The organism is Stenotrophomonas sp. GSD10 (assembly GCF_056172695.1).
Map to the genome: position 1 here is coordinate 3,346,458 of NZ_JAOCMC010000002.1, position 21,086 is coordinate 3,367,543.

The 21,086-nt window shown below is 67.2% G+C and carries 22 protein-coding genes, 1 other RNA gene and 1 pseudogene; 13 read left to right on the top strand and 11 right to left on the bottom strand.

Going from position 1 to position 21,086, the window contains the following annotated elements; genetic code table 11:
• The first annotated feature begins 58 nt into the window (after nucleotides 1-58).
• The 6 genes from ssrS (at nucleotide 59) to N4G47_RS15690 (ending at nucleotide 3,544) form a co-directional block, all read left to right on the top strand.
• A non-coding RNA gene (gene ssrS, locus N4G47_RS15665) (6S RNA) lies at nucleotides 59-244 on the top strand.
• An 83-nt stretch (nucleotides 245-327) separates the two neighbouring features.
• Nucleotides 328-921, top strand: a complete 594-nt coding sequence (locus tag N4G47_RS15670) for a 5-formyltetrahydrofolate cyclo-ligase (protein ID WP_475288503.1) — start codon at nucleotides 328-330, stop codon at nucleotides 919-921.
• Complete coding sequence (locus tag N4G47_RS15675) at nucleotides 918-1,397, top strand: EVE domain-containing protein (RefSeq protein WP_100473809.1); 480 nt, start codon at nucleotides 918-920, stop codon at nucleotides 1,395-1,397. The genes N4G47_RS15670 and N4G47_RS15675 overlap by 4 nt, the downstream gene beginning before the upstream one ends.
• 23 nt (nucleotides 1,398-1,420) lie before the next feature.
• On the top strand, nucleotides 1,421-2,068 hold the full coding sequence (rpiA, locus tag N4G47_RS15680) for a ribose-5-phosphate isomerase RpiA (RefSeq protein WP_475288504.1): 648 nt from the start codon (nucleotides 1,421-1,423) through the stop codon (nucleotides 2,066-2,068).
• Nucleotides 2,069-2,089: 21 nt separating this feature from the next.
• The gene (locus tag N4G47_RS15685) at nucleotides 2,090-2,533 is read left to right on the top strand and encodes a DUF192 domain-containing protein (protein WP_249842960.1); all 444 of its coding nucleotides are present in this window, start codon (nucleotides 2,090-2,092) and stop codon (nucleotides 2,531-2,533) included.
• Between the two features lie 165 nt (nucleotides 2,534-2,698).
• Complete coding sequence (locus N4G47_RS15690; protein WP_475288505.1) at nucleotides 2,699-3,544, top strand: SirB1 family protein; 846 nt, start codon at nucleotides 2,699-2,701, stop codon at nucleotides 3,542-3,544.
• A 69-nt stretch (nucleotides 3,545-3,613) separates the two neighbouring features.
• Here the strand turns inward: N4G47_RS15690 and N4G47_RS15695 are convergent, their stop codons facing one another.
• Nucleotides 3,614-3,838, bottom strand: coding sequence for a rubredoxin (locus tag N4G47_RS15695; RefSeq protein WP_057497622.1), 225 nt, complete (start codon nucleotides 3,836-3,838; stop codon nucleotides 3,614-3,616).
• 34 nt (nucleotides 3,839-3,872) lie between these two features.
• Here N4G47_RS15695 and thiE point away from each other — a divergent pair, with 34 nt between their 5' ends.
• On the top strand, nucleotides 3,873-4,499 hold the full coding sequence (gene thiE / locus N4G47_RS15700; RefSeq protein ID WP_475288506.1) for a thiamine phosphate synthase: 627 nt from the start codon (nucleotides 3,873-3,875) through the stop codon (nucleotides 4,497-4,499).
• A 16-nt stretch (nucleotides 4,500-4,515) separates the two neighbouring features.
• On the top strand, nucleotides 4,516-5,805 hold the full coding sequence (gene hemL / locus N4G47_RS15705) for a glutamate-1-semialdehyde 2,1-aminomutase (protein ID WP_475288507.1): 1,290 nt from the start codon (nucleotides 4,516-4,518) through the stop codon (nucleotides 5,803-5,805).
• A gap of 176 nt (nucleotides 5,806-5,981) precedes the next feature.
• Here the strand turns inward: hemL and azu are convergent, their stop codons facing one another.
• A complete protein-coding gene (gene azu / locus N4G47_RS15710) occupies nucleotides 5,982-6,431 on the bottom strand; it encodes an azurin (RefSeq protein WP_475288508.1) in 450 nt (149 codons plus the stop codon).
• 122 nt (nucleotides 6,432-6,553) lie between these two features.
• Here azu and N4G47_RS15715 point away from each other — a divergent pair, with 122 nt between their 5' ends.
• Nucleotides 6,554-7,156, top strand: coding sequence for an HAD-IA family hydrolase (locus tag N4G47_RS15715; RefSeq protein ID WP_475288509.1), 603 nt, complete (start codon nucleotides 6,554-6,556; stop codon nucleotides 7,154-7,156).
• Nucleotides 7,157-7,300: 144 nt separating this feature from the next.
• On the opposite strand, the gene N4G47_RS15720 is transcribed toward N4G47_RS15715, so the two are convergent.
• Nucleotides 7,301-8,527: an acetylornithine transaminase gene (locus N4G47_RS15720; protein WP_107231631.1), complete on the bottom strand. Its 1,227-nt coding sequence runs from the start codon at nucleotides 8,525-8,527 to the stop codon at nucleotides 7,301-7,303.
• A 63-nt stretch (nucleotides 8,528-8,590) separates the two neighbouring features.
• Between N4G47_RS15720 and N4G47_RS15725 the strand changes: the two are divergent.
• A pseudogene (locus N4G47_RS15725) lies at nucleotides 8,591-9,462 on the top strand (ion transporter).
• A gap of 69 nt (nucleotides 9,463-9,531) precedes the next feature.
• Here N4G47_RS15725 and N4G47_RS15730 read toward each other — a convergent pair.
• From N4G47_RS15730 to N4G47_RS15740, 3 genes are all read right to left on the bottom strand, one after another.
• A complete protein-coding gene (locus tag N4G47_RS15730; protein ID WP_475288510.1) occupies nucleotides 9,532-10,482 on the bottom strand; it encodes a YiiG family protein in 951 nt (316 codons plus the stop codon).
• 159 nt (nucleotides 10,483-10,641) lie between these two features.
• Nucleotides 10,642-11,634, bottom strand: coding sequence for a YiiG family protein (locus N4G47_RS15735; protein ID WP_475288511.1), 993 nt, complete (start codon nucleotides 11,632-11,634; stop codon nucleotides 10,642-10,644).
• Nucleotides 11,635-11,726: 92 nt separating this feature from the next.
• Entirely contained in the window at nucleotides 11,727-12,545 is an 819-nt protein-coding gene (locus tag N4G47_RS15740) for an SDR family oxidoreductase (RefSeq protein WP_475288512.1), read from the bottom strand.
• A 108-nt stretch (nucleotides 12,546-12,653) separates the two neighbouring features.
• Between N4G47_RS15740 and N4G47_RS15745 the strand changes: the two genes are divergently transcribed.
• A complete protein-coding gene (locus N4G47_RS15745) occupies nucleotides 12,654-13,337 on the top strand; it encodes a hypothetical protein (RefSeq protein ID WP_107231626.1) in 684 nt (227 codons plus the stop codon).
• Nucleotides 13,338-13,553: 216 nt separating this feature from the next.
• Here N4G47_RS15745 and N4G47_RS15750 read toward each other — a convergent pair whose 3' ends face one another.
• Both N4G47_RS15750 and N4G47_RS15755 read right to left on the bottom strand, forming a co-directional pair.
• The gene (locus tag N4G47_RS15750; protein WP_475288513.1) at nucleotides 13,554-14,060 is read right to left on the bottom strand and encodes a DUF2867 domain-containing protein; all 507 of its coding nucleotides are present in this window, start codon (nucleotides 14,058-14,060) and stop codon (nucleotides 13,554-13,556) included.
• On the bottom strand, nucleotides 14,057-14,719 hold the full coding sequence (locus N4G47_RS15755) for a serine/threonine-protein kinase (RefSeq protein WP_475288514.1): 663 nt from the start codon (nucleotides 14,717-14,719) through the stop codon (nucleotides 14,057-14,059). The genes N4G47_RS15750 and N4G47_RS15755 overlap by 4 nt, the downstream gene beginning before the upstream one ends.
• An 85-nt stretch (nucleotides 14,720-14,804) precedes the next feature.
• On the opposite strand from N4G47_RS15755, the gene N4G47_RS15760 reads away from it, so the two are divergent.
• Nucleotides 14,805-16,802: a bifunctional DedA family/phosphatase PAP2 family protein gene (locus N4G47_RS15760; RefSeq protein WP_475288519.1), complete on the top strand. Its 1,998-nt coding sequence runs from the start codon at nucleotides 14,805-14,807 to the stop codon at nucleotides 16,800-16,802.
• Between the two features lie 46 nt (nucleotides 16,803-16,848).
• Here the strand turns inward: N4G47_RS15760 and N4G47_RS15765 are convergent, their stop codons facing one another.
• From N4G47_RS15765 to N4G47_RS15775, 3 genes are all read right to left on the bottom strand, one after another.
• Nucleotides 16,849-17,427 carry an LON peptidase substrate-binding domain-containing protein gene (locus N4G47_RS15765; RefSeq protein WP_475288522.1) on the bottom strand — a complete coding sequence of 193 codons (579 nt, stop codon included), beginning with the start codon at nucleotides 17,425-17,427 and terminating at the stop codon, nucleotides 16,849-16,851.
• A complete protein-coding gene (mpl, locus tag N4G47_RS15770; protein ID WP_475288527.1) occupies nucleotides 17,424-18,788 on the bottom strand; it encodes a UDP-N-acetylmuramate:L-alanyl-gamma-D-glutamyl-meso-diaminopimelate ligase in 1,365 nt (454 codons plus the stop codon). The genes N4G47_RS15765 and mpl overlap by 4 nt, the downstream gene beginning before the upstream one ends.
• 329 nt (nucleotides 18,789-19,117) lie before the next feature.
• Nucleotides 19,118-19,681 carry an adenylate kinase gene (locus N4G47_RS15775; RefSeq protein ID WP_107231620.1) on the bottom strand — a complete coding sequence of 188 codons (564 nt, stop codon included), beginning with the start codon at nucleotides 19,679-19,681 and terminating at the stop codon, nucleotides 19,118-19,120.
• Between the two features lie 135 nt (nucleotides 19,682-19,816).
• Between N4G47_RS15775 and N4G47_RS15780 the strand changes: the two genes are divergently transcribed.
• Entirely contained in the window at nucleotides 19,817-21,073 is a 1,257-nt protein-coding gene (locus N4G47_RS15780; protein WP_475288531.1) for a 6-phosphofructokinase, read from the top strand.
• Nucleotides 21,074-21,086: the final 13 nt, after the last annotated feature.

Genomic DNA, 21,086 nt, shown 5'->3' on the forward strand with positions numbered 1-21,086 from the left:
CGCACTGTTGCCGACGAACGGCCTATCCAGAATCTGCGCGCTGGCTATAATGGCCACGCGTTCTCTGCGGTACTCGACGGCATGTGCAAACATTCGCCTTGTCCCTTAAGAACGACACCGGGAGCGCGACAGCGCCGGGAGTGCAGGTCCGCCTTGTAGCGGGAAGCCCGATGGTTCTCCAGCGTTCCCACTTGAGCCCCCGGGTTCAAGGTCGTTTCGCATGCATCGACATTGCGGAGAATGCAATATTCCAACAAGGGCGGCGTCTTCGGGCGTCGCCCTTGTTCTTTGCGGCACAATGGTGGCTGTTCCTTGCCGCACGCTGCCATGACCGACCCGCGCCAGGCCCTGCGCCACGACCTGCGGCAACGCCGCCGTGACCTCTCCGCCGGCGAGCGTATCGCCGCCGCCGAATCCCTTGCCGATGCCCTGCTGGCGCTGCCATTCGCCCCGCGCGAAGGCGCCGTCGCCGGCTACTGGGCGCTGGATGGCGAAATCGCCCTGCACCGCTGGCAGCTGCAGTTGCCCGAAGGCGTCAGCTACTGCCTGCCGGTGCTGGCCGGCGACGTGCTGCGCTTCGCGCCGTGGCGGCCCGGGCAGCCGCTGACCAGCAACCGCTATGGCATTCCCGAACCGGACGTGGCGCTGGCAGACACCCTGGAACCGGCACAGATGGCCCTGGTGGTGACCCCGCTGGTGGGCTTCGACGCGCAGTGCCGGCGGCTGGGCATGGGGGGCGGCTGGTATGATCGCAGCTTCGCCTTCCGCCACGATCGGCCGGCACCGCCCTGGCTGGTCGGTGCTGCCTTCGCGGTGCAGCAGGTCGAGTCCTTGCCGGTGGCGTCGTGGGACGTGCCGGTGGATGCGATCTGCACCGAAGACGGCACCCTGCTCCCCTCCGCTGCCCCCGTGAACGCATGACCGCCCGCAAGCGCTACTGGCTGATGAAGTCCGAACCGGACGCCTTCTCCATCGATGACCTGGCCAAGGTCAAGGTCGAACCCTGGAACGGGGTGCGCAACTACCAGGCGCGCAATTTCATGCGCGACGGCATGCAGGTCGGCGACGGTATCCTGTTCTACCACTCCAATACCAAGGTGCCGGGCATCGTCGGCCTGGCCACGGTGGCCAGCACGGCCTATCCCGACGATACCCAGTTCGACCCGACATCCGACTACCACGACCCCAAGAGCACGCGCGAGAACCCGCGCTGGATGCTGGTGGACGTGGCCTTCGACCGCAAGCTCAAGCAGGTGATCGCGCTGGACGAGATCAAGCTGCACGCCGACGAACTGGGCGAAGGCTTCCCGCTGGTTGCCAAGGGCAACCGCCTGTCGGTGTTCCCGGTGACCGCCGCGCAGTGGAAGCTGCTGCTGTCGCTGGAAAAGAAATCCTGATTCCCTGCCTGAGAGTTCTTCCCATGTCCGAAGCCAAGCGCCTGGCCGCCGAGAAAGCCATCGAGTACGTCGAAGACGGCATGATCGTCGGTGTCGGCACCGGTTCCACCGTGGCCTATTTCATCGATGCCCTGGCCCGTATCCAGCATCGCATCAAGGGAGCGGTGTCCAGCTCCGAGCAGAGCACCGCGCGCCTGAAGCAGCACGGTATCGAGGTGATCGAGTTGAACCACAGCGGCAACCTGTCGCTGTACGTGGACGGCGCCGACGAGTGCGATCCGGCCAAGTGCCTGATCAAGGGTGGCGGCGCCGCGCTGACCCGCGAGAAGATCATCGCCGAGGCCAGCGAGCGCTTCATCTGCATCGTCGACCCGAGCAAGCAGGTGCCGGTGCTGGGCAAGTTCCCGCTGCCGGTGGAAGTGATCCCGATGGCACGCAGCCTGGTCGCACGCCAGATCCGCGACATGACCGGCGGCCAGCCGACCTGGCGCGAAGGCGTGGTCACCGACAACGGCAACCAGATCCTGGATATCCACAATCTGGAAATCACCGACCCGGAAAAGCTGGAGCGCGAGCTCAACCAGCTGCCGGGCGTGGTCTGCGTCGGCCTGTTCGCGCGTCGCCGCGCCGATGTGGTGATCGTCGGCGGCGAGCCGCCGATCGTGCTCTGACCCTTCTGAAGGATCCTGACGATGTCGCTGTTGCGTTCGCTGCTGATGCTTCCATTGCTGGCGCTGGCCGGCTGCGCCACCGATGCAGCCCGCCACTGGGTCGAGCTCGATGGCGCCCGTTACCAGGTCGAGCTGGCCACCAATGACGAGACCCGCGCGCGCGGGCTGATGTTCCGCGACCAGATGGCGGCCGACCACGGCATGCTGTTCATCCACGACCGCGAGGAAATGCAGGCGTACTGGATGAAGAACACCAAGATCGCGCTGGACATCCTGTACTTCGACAACGAACGCAAGCTGGTCAGCCAGCAGCGCGACGTGCCACCCTGCTCTGCCGGCGACATGTGCCCGCCCTACCCCAGCGGCGGCCCGGCGCGGTACGTGCTGGAGCTCAACGCCGGCCAGGCCGAGAAGCTCAAGCTCAAGGACGGCACCGCGTTGACCTTCGGCCCGGGCATCGAGTAACAGGGTTCTGCCGGGCTGCGCCCGGCACCCGTGGTAGTGCCGGCCGCTGGCCGGCAATCCAACCCGACCGGGGTCAGATCCCTTTCGCAAGCGAAAGGGATCTGACCCTGAATTTTTCACGCGACACTGCTTGAAACCGTCTGCGAATGACGCCAGTCTGTGGTCATGCAGGACCGGATCACACTCCCCGACTGGGATGCACTGGCCGACCTCGAAGACGAGGCGCTGCCGTTGTTGCCGACCGCGCTGCTGATCGCGCGCGATGAATACCCCGATCTGCAGCCGTCCACCTACGACGCGCTGATCCAGAGCCATGTCGATCACCTCCGCTCGGAAGTGGAGAGCATCGACAACAGTCCGTTGAAGATGGCCGCGATCAACCGCCACCTGTTTGACGAACTGGGCTACAGCGGCGACCACGACGAGTACTACGACCCGCGCAACAGCTACCTCAACCAGGTGTTCGAACGACGCCTGGGCAACCCGATCTCGCTGGCACTGGTGCAGATGGAAGTGTCGCGACGGCTGGGCATCCCGCTCGATGGCGTGTCTTTCCCCGGCCATTTCCTGGTGCGCCTGCCGGTCGACGACGGCGTGCTGGTGATGGACCCGTTCAACGGTGGCCGCCCCCTGGATGTGGACGAACTGCGCGAGCGGGCCAAGTCACACCTGGGCGGGCAGATGCCCGATGACCAGGTGCTGGCGCAGATCCTCGACCCGGCTCCCTCACGCGCGATCCTGATGCGCATGCTGCGCAACCTGCACGGCGTGTATGCCGAAGCGGGAGAATGGGACCGCGCCGCGCGCAGTGCCGACCGCCTGCTGAAGCTGGCCCCGGACCAGCACGACGCCCTGCGCGACCGCGGCCTGGCCTACCTGCAGCTGGAGTACCTGGCCGGCGCCCGCCATGACCTGGGGCAGTACCTCAAGCGCAATCCCGAGGCCAGCGACGCGCAGTGGCTGCGCGAGAAGCTGATCGACCTCGGCGGACCGATGCCGCGGCTGCATTGATTTACCGGTGTGCGGACCAACGGTCCACACCGGCGTTGAGTAGAGTCGAGCTTGCTCGACTGACGTGCCTCAATCGACCTCGACCATCTCGAAATCGGCCTTGCTCACCCCACAATCGGGGCAGGTCCAGGTCTCGGGAATGTCCTCCCAGCGCGTGCCCGGCGCGATGCCCTCTTCCGGCAGGCCGTCCGCTTCGCGGTACAGAAAGCCGCAGACCACGCACATCCAGGTACGCAAGGTGGTGGGGGTGGCATCGCTCATCGGATAATCGGGGCTGGATTCACGGGCCGCCATTGTCCCATCGCGGCCCACGCACCGGTAGCCATCGATGACTTCTGCTTCCCCGGCGCCCCGCGGCGTCTACCTGATCACCCCGGACGAGCCGGATACCGCGCGCCTGCTGGCCCGCACCGCGCCGCTGCTGGCCGCCGGCGCCACCTGGCTGCAGTACCGCAACAAGACCGCCAGCGATGCCCTGCGGCAGGAACAGGCGACGGCGCTGCAAGGCCTGTGCGCACACTACGGCGCGCCGCTGATCATCAACGACGACCCGGCGCTGGCCCAGGCCGTGGGCGCGGCTGGCGTGCATCTGGGCGGCACCGACGGCGACATTCCCAGCGCGCGCGCCCTGCTCGGGCCCGACGCCATCATCGGCGCCTCCTGCTACGACCAGCTGGCCAATGCCGAAAGGGCCGTGGCCGCCGGTGCCAGCTACGTGGCCTTCGGCGCGTTCTTCCCGACCACCACCAAGGTCACCACCAGCCGTGCCCATACCGATCTGCTGCGGCAAAGCGCCGCACTGGGCGTGCCGCGGGTGGCGATCGGCGGGCTGACCCCGGACAATGTCGGTCCCATCATCGAAGCCGGCGCCGACCTGGTGGCCGTGGTCAGCGGCATCTACGCCGCACCGGACCCGGTCGCAACGCAGTGCGCCTTCCTCACCCAGTTCGCGTAATGCCCAGGAAAGCCCCATGAACCACGACCAGTCCCACGCCCTGTTCTCCCGCGCCCAGCAGCTGCTGCCCGGCGGCGTCAATTCCCCGGTGCGCGCGTTCAAGTCGGTGGGCGGTGAGCCGTTCTTCGTCGAGCGCGCCGACGGTGCCTACCTGTACGACGTCGACGGCAACCGCTACATCGACTACGTGGGTTCCTGGGGCCCGATGATCGTCGGCCACAACCACCCGGCCGTGCGCCAGGCGGTGAAGAAGGCGATCGACAACGGCCTGTCCTTCGGCGCGCCGTGCGCGGCCGAAGTGACCATGGCCGAGACCATTACCCGGCTGGTGCCATCGTGCGAAATGGTACGCATGGTCAATTCGGGCACCGAAGCCACGCTGTCGGCGATCCGCCTGGCGCGCGGTGCCACCGGCCGCAACCGCATCGTCAAGTTCGAAGGCTGCTACCACGGCCACGGCGACTCGTTCCTGGTCAAGGCTGGCAGCGGCATGCTGACCCTGGGCGTGCCGACCTCGCCGGGTGTGCCGGCCGGCCTGAGCGAACTGACCCTGACCCTGCCCTACAACGATTTCGAAGCGGCCACTGCACTGTTCGAGCAACAGGGCGAGGACATCGCCGGCCTGATCATCGAACCGGTGGTCGGCAACGCCAACTGCATTCCGCCGCGCGAAGGCTACCTGCAGCACCTGCGTGAACTGTGCACGAAGCACGGCGCGCTGCTGATCTTCGACGAAGTGATGACCGGCTTCCGCGTGGCTCTGGGCGGCGCGCAGGCGCACTACGGCATCACCCCGGACCTGACCACCTTCGGCAAGATCATCGGCGGCGGCATGCCGGTGGGTGCCTATGGCGGCCGCCGCGAACTGATGCAGCAGATCGCCCCGGCCGGCCCGATCTACCAGGCCGGCACGCTGAGCGGCAATCCGGTGGCGATGGCCGCCGGCCTGGCGATGCTGGAGCTGATCCAGCAGCCAGGCTTCCACGCCGATCTGGCCGAGCGCACCGCGCGCCTGTGTGCGGGCCTGGAAGCGGCTGCCGCCGACGCTGGCGTGGCGGTGACCACCACCCGCGTGGGCGCGATGTTCGGCCTGTTCTTCACCAGTGAAAAGGTGGAGACCTATGCGCAGGCCACCGCCTGTGACATTCCCGCCTTCAACCGCTTCTTCCACGCCATGCTGGAACAGGGCGTGTTCCTGGCACCGTCGGCGTACGAGGCCGGCTTCCTGTCCAGCGCACACGACGATGCGGTGATCGAAGCCACGCTGACCGCTGCGCGCGTCGCCTTCAAGGCTGCCAAGGGCTGAGCCCACGCCCGGTAGGTGCCAACCTTGGTTGGCACTGCCGCATCTGGTAGGTGCCAACCTTGGTTGGCACTGCCGCATCTGGTAGGTGCCAACCTTGGTTGGCACTGCCGCATCTGGTAGGTGCCAACCTTGGTTGGCACAGAGCCGTCGAGCATGGCTCGACGCTACAAACGGCATCAACCGAAGACGAACTTGCCCTTCATCATTGCGAAGTGGCCGGGGAACGAGCAGAAGAAGGTGTAATCCCCGCCCTTCTGCAGACCCTGCGTAGAGAAGCGCACGCGCGTGGTCTCGCCACCACCAATCACCCTGGTGTGCGCCAGCACGCGCTTGTCGGCCTTCGGCAGATAGCTGTCGGCCAGGGTCATGCGCATGCCGGCCATCGCCACCGGCTGGTAATCGGCAGTGCGGGTCAGCACCCAGTTGTGCCCCATCGCGGTGGCGGCCAGCTTGCCGGTGTGGCGCAGGGTCAGGTCCACCGCCGTGCAATCGGCGGCAACCTTGATCTCGCGGCTGCTGAAACTCATCTGGTCAGTGCTGTCGATGCTCACCGCACACACCCGCGCCAGCGCCGACGGCGCCAGCATCAGCGCGCCCAGTCCCACTGCGATCATCCAAGCCTTCATCGTTGTATCTCCTGCCGGTTCAAGCGCCATTCTAGGCAGGTGCCCGCAACCTGCGCTGCGACCGTCTGTCGCACGCCCGCTCCAGGGTTTCCGCGCCCGCATGCCGATGGCATGCTCGGCCAATGCAGATCGATCTGTTGCTGCTGGATGTGGATGGCGTGCTGGTGCGGTACCAGCGCGCGCAGCGCGTGCTGCAGCTTGCGCACGCGCTGGACGTGCCGACGCAGGCGGTGCAGGCCGCGCTCTACGACAGTGGGCTGGAGGCCGCGCATGACGACGGCACGCTGGATGGCCCCGCCTATCTGGAGCGGCTGGGCCAACAACTGGGCAGGAGCGTGGATGTGCCCGCCTGGATCGCCGCCCGCCAGGCCGCCAGCCACCCGCAGCAGGCGGTGCTGCACCGGCTGGAACGACTGCCGCTGCCGATGGCGGTGCTGACCAACAACGGCGCGTTGATGAAACAGGCGTTGCCCGCCCTGCTGCCGGAGCTGTTCCCTGCCCTGCAGGACCGCGTGTTCTGCAGTGCCGATTTCGGCCTGCGCAAGCCGGTACCGGAGGTGTTCCTGCGCACGCTGGAAACACTGGGCGTGGCGCCTGCACACACGCTGTTCGTCGATGACCTGTTTGCCAACGTGCGCGGCGCACGTGCCGCCGGCCTGCACGCGGAAACCGTGCGCGACGGCCGTGGGCTGGGCAAGGTGTTGAAGCGCTATCGGATTGCGTGAACCACTGTAGAGCCGAGCCCATGCTCGGCTGCTGTTGCCTGACGTCGCGATGAGCCGAGCATGGGCTCGGCGCTACAGCGATACCGCGGCAACGAGGTCAGAGCCCTCTCCGCAGGAGAGGGCTCCGACCCCAGCACCAGGGCTTCAGCGCGCCGCGACGAACGCGGCAATCGCCGCGCGCAGGCGCTTGAGGCCTTCGGCCACTTCTTCGTCGGTGATGTTCAGCGAGGGCACGAAGCGCAGCACGTCCGGGCCGGCCTGCAGGGTCAGCAGGCCCTGCTCGGCCGCCTGGTCGAGGATCGCACCGGCCTGGCCGGCGAAGTCCTTGCTCAGCACCGCACCCAGCATCAGGCCGCGACCACGCACCTCGCTGAACACGCCGAACTCGTCGTTGATGCGCGCGAAGCCATCGCGCAGTGCCTTCGACTGGCGGCTGACGTTGGCGGCGATCTCCGCCGAGGCCAGCTTGCGCAGCGCCACGCGGGCCACCGCAGCGGCCAGCGGGTTGCCGCCGAAGGTGGTGCCGTGCGCGCCGAACTGCATGGTCTCGGCCACCTTCGGGCCGGCCAGCATCGCGCCGATCGGGAAGCCACCGCCGAGCGCCTTGGCCAGGGTGACCATGTCCGGCACCACGTCATCCTGCCAGTGCGCGAACAGCGTGCCGGTACGGCCCATGCCGGCCTGGATCTCGTCCAGCACCAGCAGCGCGTTGTGCTGGTCGCACAGCTCGCGCACGCGCTTGAGGAAACCGGACTTGGCCGGCATCACGCCGCCCTCGCCCTGGATCGGCTCCAGCATCACCGCCGCCACGTCGCCGGCGGCCATCGCGGTTTCCAGCTGCACTTCATCGTTGAAATCGATGTAGCGGAAGCCACCGGGCAGCGGCTCGTAGCCTTCCTGATACTTCGGCTGGGCAGTGGCGGTCACCGCGCCCATCGTGCGGCCGTGGAAGCTGCCGCGGAAGGTGATGATGACGCGCTTGTCGGCCGGGCGGCCCTGGCTGGAGGCCCACTTGCGGACCATCTTGATCGCCACTTCGTTGGCTTCGGCGCCGGAATTGCACAGGAACACGCGCTCGGCGAAACGGCTGGCCTTGACCAGCTCCTCGGCCAAGTGCAGCGGCGGTGCGCTGTAGAACACGTTGCTGGTGTGCCAGAGCTTGCCGGCCTGTTCGACCAGCGCGGCCACCAGGTCCGGATCGTTGTGACCCAGGCCGCACACGGCGATGCCGGCGGCCAGGTCGATGAATTCACGGCCCTGGCTGTCCCACACGCGGGCGCCCTGGCCTCGCTCCAGAACCACCTGGCGGGGCTTGTAGACCGGCAGGTAGTAGTGCGAAAGGGAGATCAGCGGATCGGTCGCGGCGGTCATGGCAGTCGGCAAGGTTCAGGAATGCCCATTCTCGCGCCGGAACCCCTGCGGCACAATGCGCCCATGCGACCGTTTTCCGCCCCCAGCTGAACCCCGCCACCGAGACCGGCTGGCGCCGTCGGTGGTTCGACATCATCTACCGCCATGACTCGCGGCCCTCGCGCAATTTCGACCTGATCCTGGTGGTGGCCATCGTCGCCAGCATCCTGGTGGTGATGATCGACAGCGTGCAGCACCTGCATGCCGAATGGTCCACCGGGCTGTACATCCTGGAATGGGGCTTCACGATCATCTTCACCGCCGAGTACCTGCTGCGGCTGGCGGTGGTCCGGCGACCGCTGCGCTATGCGGTGAGCATCTGGGGCATCATCGATCTGCTGTCGATCCTGCCCGCCTACCTGTCGTTGTTCGTGCCCGGCGCGCAGAGCCTGCTGGTGGTGCGCGCGCTGCGCATCCTGCGCGTGTTCCGCATCCTCAAGCTGACCCGCTACATCGAAGAAAGCGGCGTGCTGATGACCTCGCTGTGGCGCAGCCGACGCAAGGTGCTGGTGTTTCTGTTCACGGTGATCACCATCACCATCATCGCCGGTGCGCTGATGTATGTGATCGAAGGGCCAGAGCACGGCTTCACCAATATTCCGGCCAGCATGTACTGGGCGGTGGTGACCATGGCCACGGTCGGCTTCGGCGACATCGTGCCGCAGACCGTGCTCGGCCGCTTCGTCACCTCGGTGCTGATCCTGATCGGCTACAGCATCATCGCCGTACCCACGGGCATCTACACCGCCGAACTGGCCAGCACCATGCGCGAAGCCGAGCTGGCCGCGCGCCGTGATGCTCGCGGCTGCCCGCATTGCGGGCTGGAAGGCCACGAGCCGGACGCACGGCATTGCCGCAAATGTGGCGGCCAGCTACCGGACCCGTTCAACCATTGAGGCGCATGCCGGCCAGTGGCCGGCACTACCCCTGATGGATCCACGCAGTGCGTGGAGGGCTGCCACCGCTCAACGCAGGCGGTTGCTGGTGGACACCAGATCGTTGTAGGCGTCCAGCAGGGTGGATTGCGCACCTTCCGGAGCCGAGGTGTCCCAGCTGCCGGAGGCCTTGCGCTCGGCAGCCAGCCCTTCGGCGGTGATCGGCTTGCCCTGCTGCAGGCGCTCCACGCCGCGTCCGGCCGTGCGCACCAGCTTGTCCGCTGAACGCTGCACGTGGCCCCACATCGGGTCGTCCTTGCCCACCCCGGAGTTCTGGATTTCCGTCACCAGCGCCTGGTAATCGGCCAGCTGCGTGCGCAGCGCCGCCAGGTCCGGTGCGTCGCCCTGGAAGGCCATGGCCAGCTGCTTGCCATCGCCCAGCAGGCGCAGGTGGTAGTAGGCCAGCGAACGGCCTTCGCTCTGCTCGATCTGCTTCAGCTGTTCCGCGCGACGATCGTTCTCGTTCTTCTCCAGTGCCGCATCCAGTGCCTCGCTGGCCTTGAAGAACCCGGCATAGGCCTGCATCAACGGCGCGTGCTGGCTGCGCAGGCCCTCACCGCCATCGCGGCGATAGTCCTCACGGGTGAAGTAGCCGTCGGCGCGTTCGATCAGCGCGTACAGCGACTGGAACGCCTGCTGGTAGTCACGCGCCGGTGCATCCAGCGCGGTAGATGGAGTCTTTGCCAGCGCATCGGTCAGCGCCTGGCCGCAGTATTCCACGCGGTGCGACAGCACCTTTCCCGGTGAGCGCGGCTGCGTTTCCTTGCCGGTCGGACCGGCTTCGGGATCCTTCATCCAGCCGGTGTAGGTCTGGAAGCCTTCGTGGATGGGCTGTTCAACGCCGTTGTAGCACTCGATGTAGGCGTTGACCTTCTCCAGGCCAGGATCGGCCGCCGCCCGTCCCGGCACTTTGTCACAACCGGCCATACCGGCCAGCGTGCCGAGCAGAAGAAGGGGAAGCAGGCGTGCAGAAGCGTTCAAATCGATTCCTTGCAGAAAGAGGCGGCAGATATCCTCGCGCATGACGTAAGCACCCGCATCGGCGGCCTGGGGAAGGCCTCGCCGTTCGGGAGTGTGCGATGCGATGCGTCGCAATCGACCTGTTCGATTGCGACACAAATGACGCGATGGAGGCTGCGGTTACTGGCGGTTGCTCTGGAAGACCAGCGTGTTGTACTCCTGCATCAGCTTGCTGGCCGAACCGCGCGGGGCCATCGAAGGCGAGTCCAGCATGCGCCGCTCGAAATCGCTGTAGGGCGTCTTGCTGCTGACCCGCTGCAGGCGCTCCTTGCCTTCCCGACGGAAGTTCTCGGCTTCGCGCTCGAAGCTGTTCCAGTCCAGCTTGCCCGGTTCCTGATCGGCCACCTTGGCATGCGCTTCGTCGGAAATGCGGTTGAATGCGTCCAGTCGTTCACGGGCCTTGGCCGGATCAAAGTCGTCCTCGCTCATCAGCTCCACGATCGCCTTCGCTTCCAGCATCATCGCCAGGCGGTAGTACTCGCGCGTGCGCCCCTCGGCCTGTTCCAGCACCTTGAGCTGCTCGCGCTGGGCCGCGTCGTTCTGGCGCTCCAGCTCGGCATTGAACGCTTCGCTGGCGACCGCGAACGCCTTGAAGGCCGCCATCAACGGCGCGTGCATCTGCTTGCCCTTGGCAAACTGGTCGTCCTCGTAGTCCTGCCGATCGTAATAGTCGTGGGCGTCCTTGCTGACCGGCACCAGCGCCTTCAGCGACTGCTGATAGCGGCCCGCGGCCGCATCGAGATCGGCCAGTGCCGGCTTGGCCGCAATCGCCTCGGTCACCGGGGCGTCGCAGCGCTTCATGTCGTAATCGCTGATCTCCGACGGGCCGTAGACCTGCGTCTCGCGCCCGGTCGGGCCGGCATCGACATCCTTGATCCAGCGCGTGTACGACTCGATGCTGCGGTGCGTCTTCGAATCGAGTGCGTTGAAGCACTCGATGTAGGCGTTGAGTTTGGCGGTCAGCTGCTGCTGCGTATCGGACGGCGTCGCGCCGGTGTCCGGCTTGGCGGCCGGTCCGCTTTCACCCGCCGTTGCGGGCGACTTGCCGCCGCAGGCGGTCAGGATCAACGACAGCGAAGCGGCCAGCGCCGCGGTGGAAAGCGTACGTGTCATGTGCTCACATCCTTGTTGAAAACGGTTACATCCAAACATTCTAGCGCAGCGGGCCGAAGGCCGCAGCCCTCGGCCCGTGTTCAACGCTGCGCTCAGTCCAGGAACAGGTCCGGCAGCAATGGCCGCGACGGATCCACCGCATAGCCGGCAAGATCGGTGATGCCGGCCTGCGCCAGCACGTCATCGTCGATCAGGAACTGGCCGTGGAAGCCCGCCGCCTCGCGCACCAGCACTGCATGTGCGGCGTCGGCCATGATCTGCGGCGTACGGCAACCGGCCGCGTCCACGCCGGGAATCATGTTGATCGCATCGGTTGCAATCACCGTGCGCGGCCACAATGCGTTGACCGCCACGCCCTGCGGGCCGAATTCCGCGGCCAGGCCCAGGGTGACGAAGCTCATGCCCATCTTGGCCAGCGTGTAGCCGGTGTGCGGCGCCCACCACTTCGGTTCCAGGCTGGGCGGCGGTGCCAGGGTGAGGATGTGCGGGTTCGGCGCCTGCAGCAGATACGGCAGGCAGGCCTGCGCGCACAGGAAGCTGCCACGCGCGTTGACCTGCTGCATCAGGTCGAAGCGCTTCATCGGCGTTTCCAGCGTGCCGCGCAGCCAGATGGCACTGGCGTTGTTGACCAGGATGTCGATGCCGCCAAAGGTATCCACGGTGGCCGCCACCGCCGCCTGCACCTGCTCTTCCTCGCGGATGTCGCACTTCAGGGCCAGACCCTGGCCACCGGCGGCCGTCACGGCTTCGGCCGCGCTATGGATGGTGCCGGGCAGCTTCGGATTGGGCACCGACGACTTCGCCGCGATGGCGACGTTGGCGCCGTCGCGCGCAGCGCGCAACGCGATGGCCAGGCCGATGCCACGCGAGGCACCGGTGATGAAAAGGGTTTTGCCCTGCAGACTGCCCACGTTCCACACTCCAGCGTATGCAATGAGCCGCTAGTATGCCGCGCCGACGCGGAGTTCACCCGGCGTTGACGATACTCGGGCCTCCCGTCAACGCACGAGGTCCACGCCATGCGCCGTTCCCGCCTGCTGCTGCCTGCCCTGGGGCTTGCCCTGCTGACCGCCTGCCAGGGCCGTTCGCCGGAACCTGGCAAGGAGCCGCCCGCCGGTGACGCCTCCAGCGCGCAGCAGGCTGCCGCCGACGGCAAGATGCGCTGGAGCGAAGCGGTGGTGTGGGATGGCGACCTCAATGCCTGCCGCCAGGGCGAGAGCGCAGCCACCCGCGACTGCCTGCGTGATGCGATGCGTGCCGGTGGCGCCAGCGCCGAAGCGATCACCGCCGCCGAGCAGCTGTCCAGTGGCGGCGAACTGGCCTATGTGACTGCCTGGCACGAGAACGAAGGGCTGGGCGTGGCCACCGTGGAGTATCCGTTCCGCGCCAACACCAACGAAGGCACGCGCCTGGTCGATGCCGGCGGCAAGCGCATCGATGTGGATGCCGTGCAGCTGGACGACACCCTGCGTGCCGACCCGGGCGTGCAGGAACTGCTGAAGGCCAACCCGCAGGCCACACCGTTCGCGCCGGCCCAGTCGGCGGGGGCAACACCGCTGGAGAACGGCGGCATCCGCCTGCTGTACCGCACCCCGCTGCGCGATTGCCACGCCTGCCCGGATGTGGGCCAGTTGCAGATCGCCTACGACTTCGATGCCAAGCGCAACTTCATCGGCCAGCAGGTGGTGCCGGCGACGCCGTAAGGTCACCGGCCACGTCGTAGCGTCGAGCTTGCTCGACGGCCTCGGGCATTCGTCGAGCAAGCTCGACGCTACCAAGCCAAGGGCACGTGGTGCCGGCGACGCCGTAAGGTCACCGGCCTCTGTAGAGCCGAGCCATGCTCGGCTCATTGAATGCAGCCGAGCATGGCTCGGCTCTACAACACGGTGCTGCCCCGCGCATCCACGCATGGCGTGGATCTACCGATAGCTGCGCACCTGCTTCTGCAGCAGATGCGGCACGATCAACCGGTGTACCGGGGCGACGGGCAACATGTACACGCGCCCGAATGCATTGTGGGTATGCACCACCGTCGCCACTTCCAGCACGTCGCCCTGCCATTGCAGTGCCAGCTGCACGCGCAGATGGCGATCATCGTCTTCCAGCACGATGGCATCGACGTCCAGCGACTGCAGGGTGAAGATGCCCAGCCGCTGACCGGGTTGAGGATCGGCAACAACCTGCACCGCACGCAACGAGCCCAGATGCTTCATGCCCAGCAGCCGCATGCCGTGGTTGCGCAGCGCCATCAATCCGTCGAACCAGCCGGGAATGGTCGCCGCCATATCGCGATAGGCCTGCAATGCCGTGCGTCCATCGCGCCGCGTCGTCGCCTGGCAGGCGTGCACGAAGTCGGCGCCGGCCAGCTGTGGGCGCAGCACGCTGCCCGCACTCGGCGAGCCAGTCACCACCTGCGCATGGCTCACGGCTTCGGCCCCTGACCTTCGTTGTCTTCCCAATGCAGGATGCGCCGGGTCACAAAGCGGTAGACCGGCTTGCCCGTGGCGAACCACAGCTCGCGCACCCACGAGGTGCGCTTGAGCACGCGCTTTTCCACCGGCGTGAGTGATTCGCGGCAGTACATGCGCTTGTGCTTGAGCAGGTGGCGCAGGTCCTCGCGGGCCAGCAGGCGCATCCAGCGCGAACGCGGATGGCCGATCACCGCCAGCTGGAAATCGATCAGCGCTGGACGACCGTCTTCGGTGACCAGCCAGTTGGCTTCCTTGGCCAGGTCGTTGTGCGCCACACCGCGCCGATGCAGTTGCTGCAGCAGCCGACGTGCGGAACGGAACCAGGCCAGGTCGCCGCGCGGCGGGCGCTGGTACATGGCATCGCCGGCCATGAAGCTGCGGTCCAGGTGGCGGCCATCCCAGGCCAGCAGTTGTGGCACGTCGGCCATGCCGTGGATATGGCGCAGCGCGCGGGCCTCACGACGCGCCAGCCACCAGGCTGGCAGCCGCAGCCACAGCGGGGTGGCGCCCAGATCACGACGTACGAAGGGGCCTTCAGTCCCGTTCACAAGCAGGATGCGACCGAAGCTGTCGGCCTTCAGGGCGTGCGGTGGCGTGTCTGGCGAATGCGGCATGTGCCCATTCTAGGCGATGGCGCTGGTTGCAAACGGTCACGAAGGGGCTGGGAACCAGTCACCTTTGCGCCCCTATAATCGGGCAATGGACTCTTCATGGATCGACGCCACGCTCGCGTGGATTGCCGCTCACCCCGTATTGGCGGGTGCTGTCATCTTCCTCATCGCCTTCTGCGATGCGGTCATCATTCTCGGCGCCATCGTGCCGGCGCTGCCGTTGCTGTTCGCGGTGGGCGTGTTCATCGGCCTGGGCCAGATCTCCGGGCCGTATGCGGTGGCCGCAGCAGCGCTGGGCGCCTTTGCCGGCGACGGTATCAGTTACTGGATCGGCCGCCGCTGGGGCGACCGCCTGCGTGGCGTGTGGCCGTTCAGCCGCTACCCGCAGCTGCTCGACCGCGGCGAGAACCTGTTCCGCCGCAATGCCTTCAAGAGCATCCTGGTGGCGCGCTATGTCGGCGCGATCCGACCGTTCGTACCGGCCATCGCCGGCATGATGAAGATGCCGGCCAGCCGCTACGTGCAGGCCAGCGGCATTGCCAGCATTTCCTGGGCGGTGCTGTTCCTGGCGCCGGGCTGGATCCTCGGCGAGGCGTATGATGCGGTCGCCGCCGTCGCCGGGCGGCTGGTGGTGGTGGTCGGCCTGCTGGTGGTGATCCTGGGCCTGGTCTGGGCCATCGTGCTGTACGGCTACCGCTGGTCGGCCGCGCGCATGGACAACTGGCTGGCGCGCCTGCTGGACTGGTCCAACCGCCACCCGACACTGGGCCGCTACACGGTGGGCGTGCTGGACCCGAAACGCCGCGAGTCGGTGCCGCTGGCGATGCTGGCGCTGATGCTGCTGTTGCTGGGCTGGGGCTGGTTCGCGCTGCTGACCGTGGTGGTCGCGCACGGTGAACCGTTGGCGGTCGATCTGCTGGTGCACCAGGCCATGCTGGCGCTGCGCAACCCGCTGGCCGATTACCCGATGGCCGCGCTGGCGTCACTGGGTGCCTGGCAGGTACTGCTGCCGGCCACGGCGGCAGCGATGGGCTACCTGATCTGGCGCCGGCGCTGGATGGCGGCCGCGCATTGGCTGGCCGCGCTTGCCTTCGGCCTGGCGCTGACCATGCTGCTGGGTGCCACCGTGGACGTGGTGCGCCCGCTCGATGCCAGCAGCGGCTTCGGCTTCCCGTCGGTGTCGGTGACCATGGCCACCATCACCTTCGGCTTCTTCGCGGTGCTGATCGCGCGCGAGATGCCCGGTCGTACCCGCGTCTGGCCGTACCTGGTGTCGGGCATCGTGGTCAGCCTGATCGGCTTCGCCCGCCTGTACCTGGGCGCGCACTGGCTGAGCGATGTGATCGGCGGCATGCTGTTCGGCACGTTCTGGCTGCTGGTGCTGGGCATCGCCTACCGCCGCCGCTTCAACCGCTCGTTCTGGGTGAAGCCGGTCGCGTGGCTGTTCTACGGCGTCTTTGCGGTGGCGGCGATGTGGTACGCACCGCGCAACATCCCGGTGAAGCTGGAACGCTTCGAGCCGACCCTGCCGGCCCCGCAGGCGGTTGACCTGCAGGCGTGGTGGCAACGCGACTGGGCGCAGCTGCCGGCGCGCCGCAACGAGTTCGACGATGACCAGCGCTGGCCGCTGGACGTGCAGGTGGCCGGCCCGCTGGCCCCGTTGCAGGCGCAGCTGGAAGCGCGCGGCTGGAAGCGGCAGGAACAGGCCGGCTGGCAGGAAGCGCTGCTGATGCTGGACAAGAACACCGGCGCCGACGAACTGCCGGTATTGCCGGCCACGCTGGACACCCGTGTGGAAGCACTGCTGATGGTGCGCCAGGGCGCCAGGCCGGACGAACGTTATGTGCTGCGCCTGTGGCCGGCCCCGGTGCAGCTGCAGCCGGGCGCCACACCGTTGTGGCTGGGCAGCGCGCAGACGCTGCGCTACGAGCGTCACTTCCAGTGGATCGGCATGTGGCACCCGGTGCGCGGCGTGGATCCGGCGATGAACGCGGTGAAGGAGGCTGTGCAGGGCCTGCCGCAGCGCGAGGACGTGCACAGCGAAACCGGCTTGCCGGTGCTTCGCTTGAAGACCACACCGCCCTGATGATGCCGTGCTCTGGTCATCGCCAACCTTGGTTGGCGTTCACCGGTTACGGCATCCAGCCCAGCAACTGCTGCAGACGCTGGTGCGGGTCATCCAGCTGCAGCAGCTGCAACCGCTGCTGCTCGCTCAGCGGCAGCAGTTCGGCCAACCGCCAGCCGACCCAGCTGGCCTGGTCCAGCAGCGCCGGGGTGGCCGGCGCATAGGCCTCGCCGGCCTGTTCGATGATGTGCCCCAGCACCGTGGCCAGCAGCGCATGCTGCGGTCGCAGTTCGTCGTCAGGGTCCTGCTCGCACCACCGCACGTCGGCCACCACCAGCCCGTTGTCGCGCACGCGGGTACGTTCGACGTGGAAACGACGCGTACCACGCAGGCGCAACTGCAGCACGCCATCGGCACCGACATCGAAATCTTCGATGCGCACCTGCACGCCGTAGGCCGCCGGCGTTGCCGGAGCCCCTGCTTCCTGGCCGTCGAGGATCAGGCAGACGCCAAAGCCTTCGCCGCTGCGGCCGCTGTCGCGGACCAGATCCAGATAGCGCCGCTCGAACACGCGCAGGCCCACCACCGCCCCCGGTACCAGCGTGGTGTGCAGCGGAAACAGCGGCAGCGATCCGTCGGTGCTCATCGGGCCTGCAGCGCCGCCAGGAAGCGGCGCGGTGCGCCGTCGAAGCCGCCGTTGGACATGAACACCACATGGTCGCCGCGGCGTGCGCTCGATTGCAGCTGCGCCAGCAGCGCGTCGGTATCCGGCACCGCATGGGCTTGGCCGCGTACCGCTGCGATCACCGCCGCCGCATCCCAGGCCAATTCCGGACGGTGCAGGAACACCACTTCGTCGGCCAGCGCCAGCGACGGCGCCAGCGCCTGCGCATGCGCGCCCAGCCGCATCGAATTGCTGCGCGGCTCCATCGCGACCACGATGCGCGCATCGCCGACCTTGGCACGCAGGCCTTCCAGCGTGGTGGCAATCGCGGTCGGGTGATGGGCGAAATCGTCGTAGACGGTGATGCCGTCATGGCTGCCGATCACTTCCATGCGCCGCTTGACGCTGCGGAAGCGTGCCAACGCCGGGATCACCTCGGCCGGCGCCACCCCCACCGCATGCGCGGCAGCCAGCGCAGCCAGGCCGTTGAGCACATTGTGCCGGCCCAGCAGTGACCACTGCACGTCACCCAGCGCCTGCCCACGATGGTGCACGCGGAATGCGCTGCCATCGGCGGCCAGCAGTTCGGCATGCCATTCCAGCGACGGGTCGAAGCCGAAACGCTCGACCGGGGTCCAGCAGCCCATCGCCAGCACCTCGGCCAAGTGCGGGTCCTCACCGTTGACGATCAGGCGGCCACGCGCCGGCACCGTGCGCACCAGATGATGGAACTGGCGCTGGATCGCGGCCACGTCCGGGAAGATGTCGGCGTGGTCGTACTCAAGGTTGTTGAGGATCGCCACCAGCGGCCGGTAGTGCACGAACTTGCTGCGCTTGTCGAAGAAGGCGGTGTCGTATTCATCGGCCTCGACCACGAACTCGCGCCCCTGGCCCAGGCGTGCGGAAACGCCGAAGTCCTCGGCCACGCCGCCGATCAGGAAGCCCGGCGAACGCCCGGCGCTTTCCAGCAGCCAGGTGAGGATGGTGGTGGTGGTGGTCTTGCCGTGGGTGCCGGCCACGGCCAAGGTGTCGCGGCCCGGCAGCACCTGTTCGGACAGCCACTGCGCACCGGAAATATAGCGCTGGCCGGCGTCGAGCACCGCTTCCACGGCCGGATTGCCGCGCGACAGTGCGTTGCCGATCACCACCTGGTCGGTCCCGGCCGGCACGCTGTCGGCGCGGTAGCCCTGGTCCAGGCTGATGCCCAGCTGCTCCAGCTGGGTCGACATCGGCGGATAGATGGCCTGGTCGCTGCCACTGACCGGATGGCCCAGTTCCCGCGCCAGGGCGGCCACGCCACCCATGAAGGTGCCGGCGATTGCAAGGATATGTACGCTGCTCATGACCGAGGATTGTGACCGATGACGGCTGTATAGGGCCAATGTCTGCTCAGGGGTAAGACAACCCCTACAACGGATGTGAGAAAACTCCAATCTTCTGTCAGGGAATTCCCGATAGCGATGTTCTGTGAACCCGGACACAATTCGAACTGCCAGCCGCAGTACCCGAACCGGTCCTACTCCCCAAGAGGCCATCCCCAAGGGAGCTCATGCTGCGGGGCCCTGAGCAAGCCCTTCGCTGGCGCCTATGAAACGACACAGGCCTGATCCTCGCGGACCAGGCCTGTGTTTTTGCGCCCGAGGGGCCGGCAGCGTGTGCCGGCCCGGCCGGATCAGGCCTTGATCGCCGCCAGGATGCGGGCTTCGATCTCGTCCAGTTCGCCCACGCCATCGACGCGGGCCAGGGTGCCACGGCCGGCATAGAAATCGACCACCGGGGCGGTCTGGTCGTTGTAGACCTGCAGGCGCTGACGCACCGATTCCGGATTGTCGTCTGCGCGGCCCTGCTCCTTGGCGCGACCGGCGATGCGGTCGACCAGCAGCTCGGTGGCCACGTCCAGCTGCACCACCGCGTCCAGCGGCTGGCCGATCTTGGCCAGCAGGCCGTCCATCGCATTGGCCTGGGCCACATTGCGCGGGTAGCCATCGAGGATGAAGCCCTTGGCGACATCGGCCTGGGTCAGGCGCGACTCCAGCATGCCCAGCAGGATGTCATCGGACACCAGGTTGCCGGCATCCATCACCGTCTTGGCCTGCTTGCCCAGCTCCGTGCCCGCGGCGATTTCCGCGCGCAGCATGTCACCGGTCGAAATGTGGGCGATCCCCAGCTTTTCCTTCAGGCGCGTCGCCTGTGTCCCCTTGCCCGAACCGGGCGGTCCCAACAGAACCAATCGCATTGACCTGACTCCAACATGTTGAAAACAAAGAAGGTTCGCGTCCCGGACGGACCGGTATCGCTGCACCGCAATAGCGCCACTTTACCGCATCCGGGTAATGTCCCTGCAATGTCCCCTCCCCGAGCAGGTAGAAGCATGCGCAACGGTACTCTTCTCTACGCCCAGTCCGGCGGTGTCACCGCGGTCATCAACGCCACCGCAGCGGCAGTGATCGAGCAGGCCCGGGCCAAGGGCATCAAGGTGCTGGCCGCCCGCAACGGCATTCTCGGCGCGCTGCGCGAGGAGCTGATCGACACCAGCAGGGAGAGCGCCGCCGCGATCCGCGCCCTGGCCCATACCCCGGGCGGCGCGTTCGGCTCGTGCCGGGTCAAGCTGAAATCGCTGGACGCCGACCGCGCCCGCTACGACCGCCTGCTGGAGGTGCTGCGCGCGCATGACGTGCGCTGGTTCCTCTACAACGGTGGCAACGACTCGGCCGACACCGCGCTGAAAGTCTCGCAGCTGGCCAAGGCCTCCGGCTACGACCTGACCTGCATCGGCGTACCCAAGACCATCGACAACGACCTGGCAGTGACCGACACCTGCCCCGGCTTCGGCTCGGCGGCCAAGTACACCGCCGTGTCGGTGCGCGAGGCGGCGCTGGATGTGGCGGCGATGGCCGAAACCTCCACCCGCGTCTTCATCTACGAGGCAATGGGCCGCCACGCCGGCTGGCTGGCCGCGGCCGCCGGCCTGGCCGGCAATGGCGACGACGAAGCCCCGCACATCATCCTGTTGCCCGAGCGCGCCTACGACGAGGCGGTGTTCCTGGCCAAGGTGAAGACGGTGGTCGAGCGCGTCGGCTACTGCGTGGTGGTGGCCTCGGAGGGCATCGCCACTGCCGATGGCCGCTTCGTCGCCGACGCCGGCGGCGGCAAGGACTCGTTCGGCCACTCGCAGCTGGGTGGCGTGGCCGCGCACCTGGCCGGCCGGGTCAAGGATCAGCTGGGCCTGAAGGTACATTGGGCCCTGCCCGATTACCTGCAGCGCTCGGCCCGTCACCTGGCCAGCAGGACCGACTGGGAACAGGCGCAGGCGGTGGGCAAGGCCGCCGTGCAGCTGGCGCTGAAGGGCCAGAACGGGGTGATGCCGGTGATCGTGCGCAGCAGTGATGCACCGTACCGCTGGAAGATCGAAGCGGCGCCGCTGTCGAAGATCGCCAACCACGAGAAGAAGATGCCGGCCGGCTTCATCCGCCGCGATGGCTTCGGCATCACCGCCAAGGCCCGTGCCTACCTCTCACCGCTGATCAAGGGCGAAGCCCCGCTGCCCTATGGCGCCGACGGCCTGCCCAAGTACGTCACGCTGAAGAACGTGGCCGTGAAGCAGAAGCTGCCACCGTTCGAGGGCTGACCCGAAAAGGGGG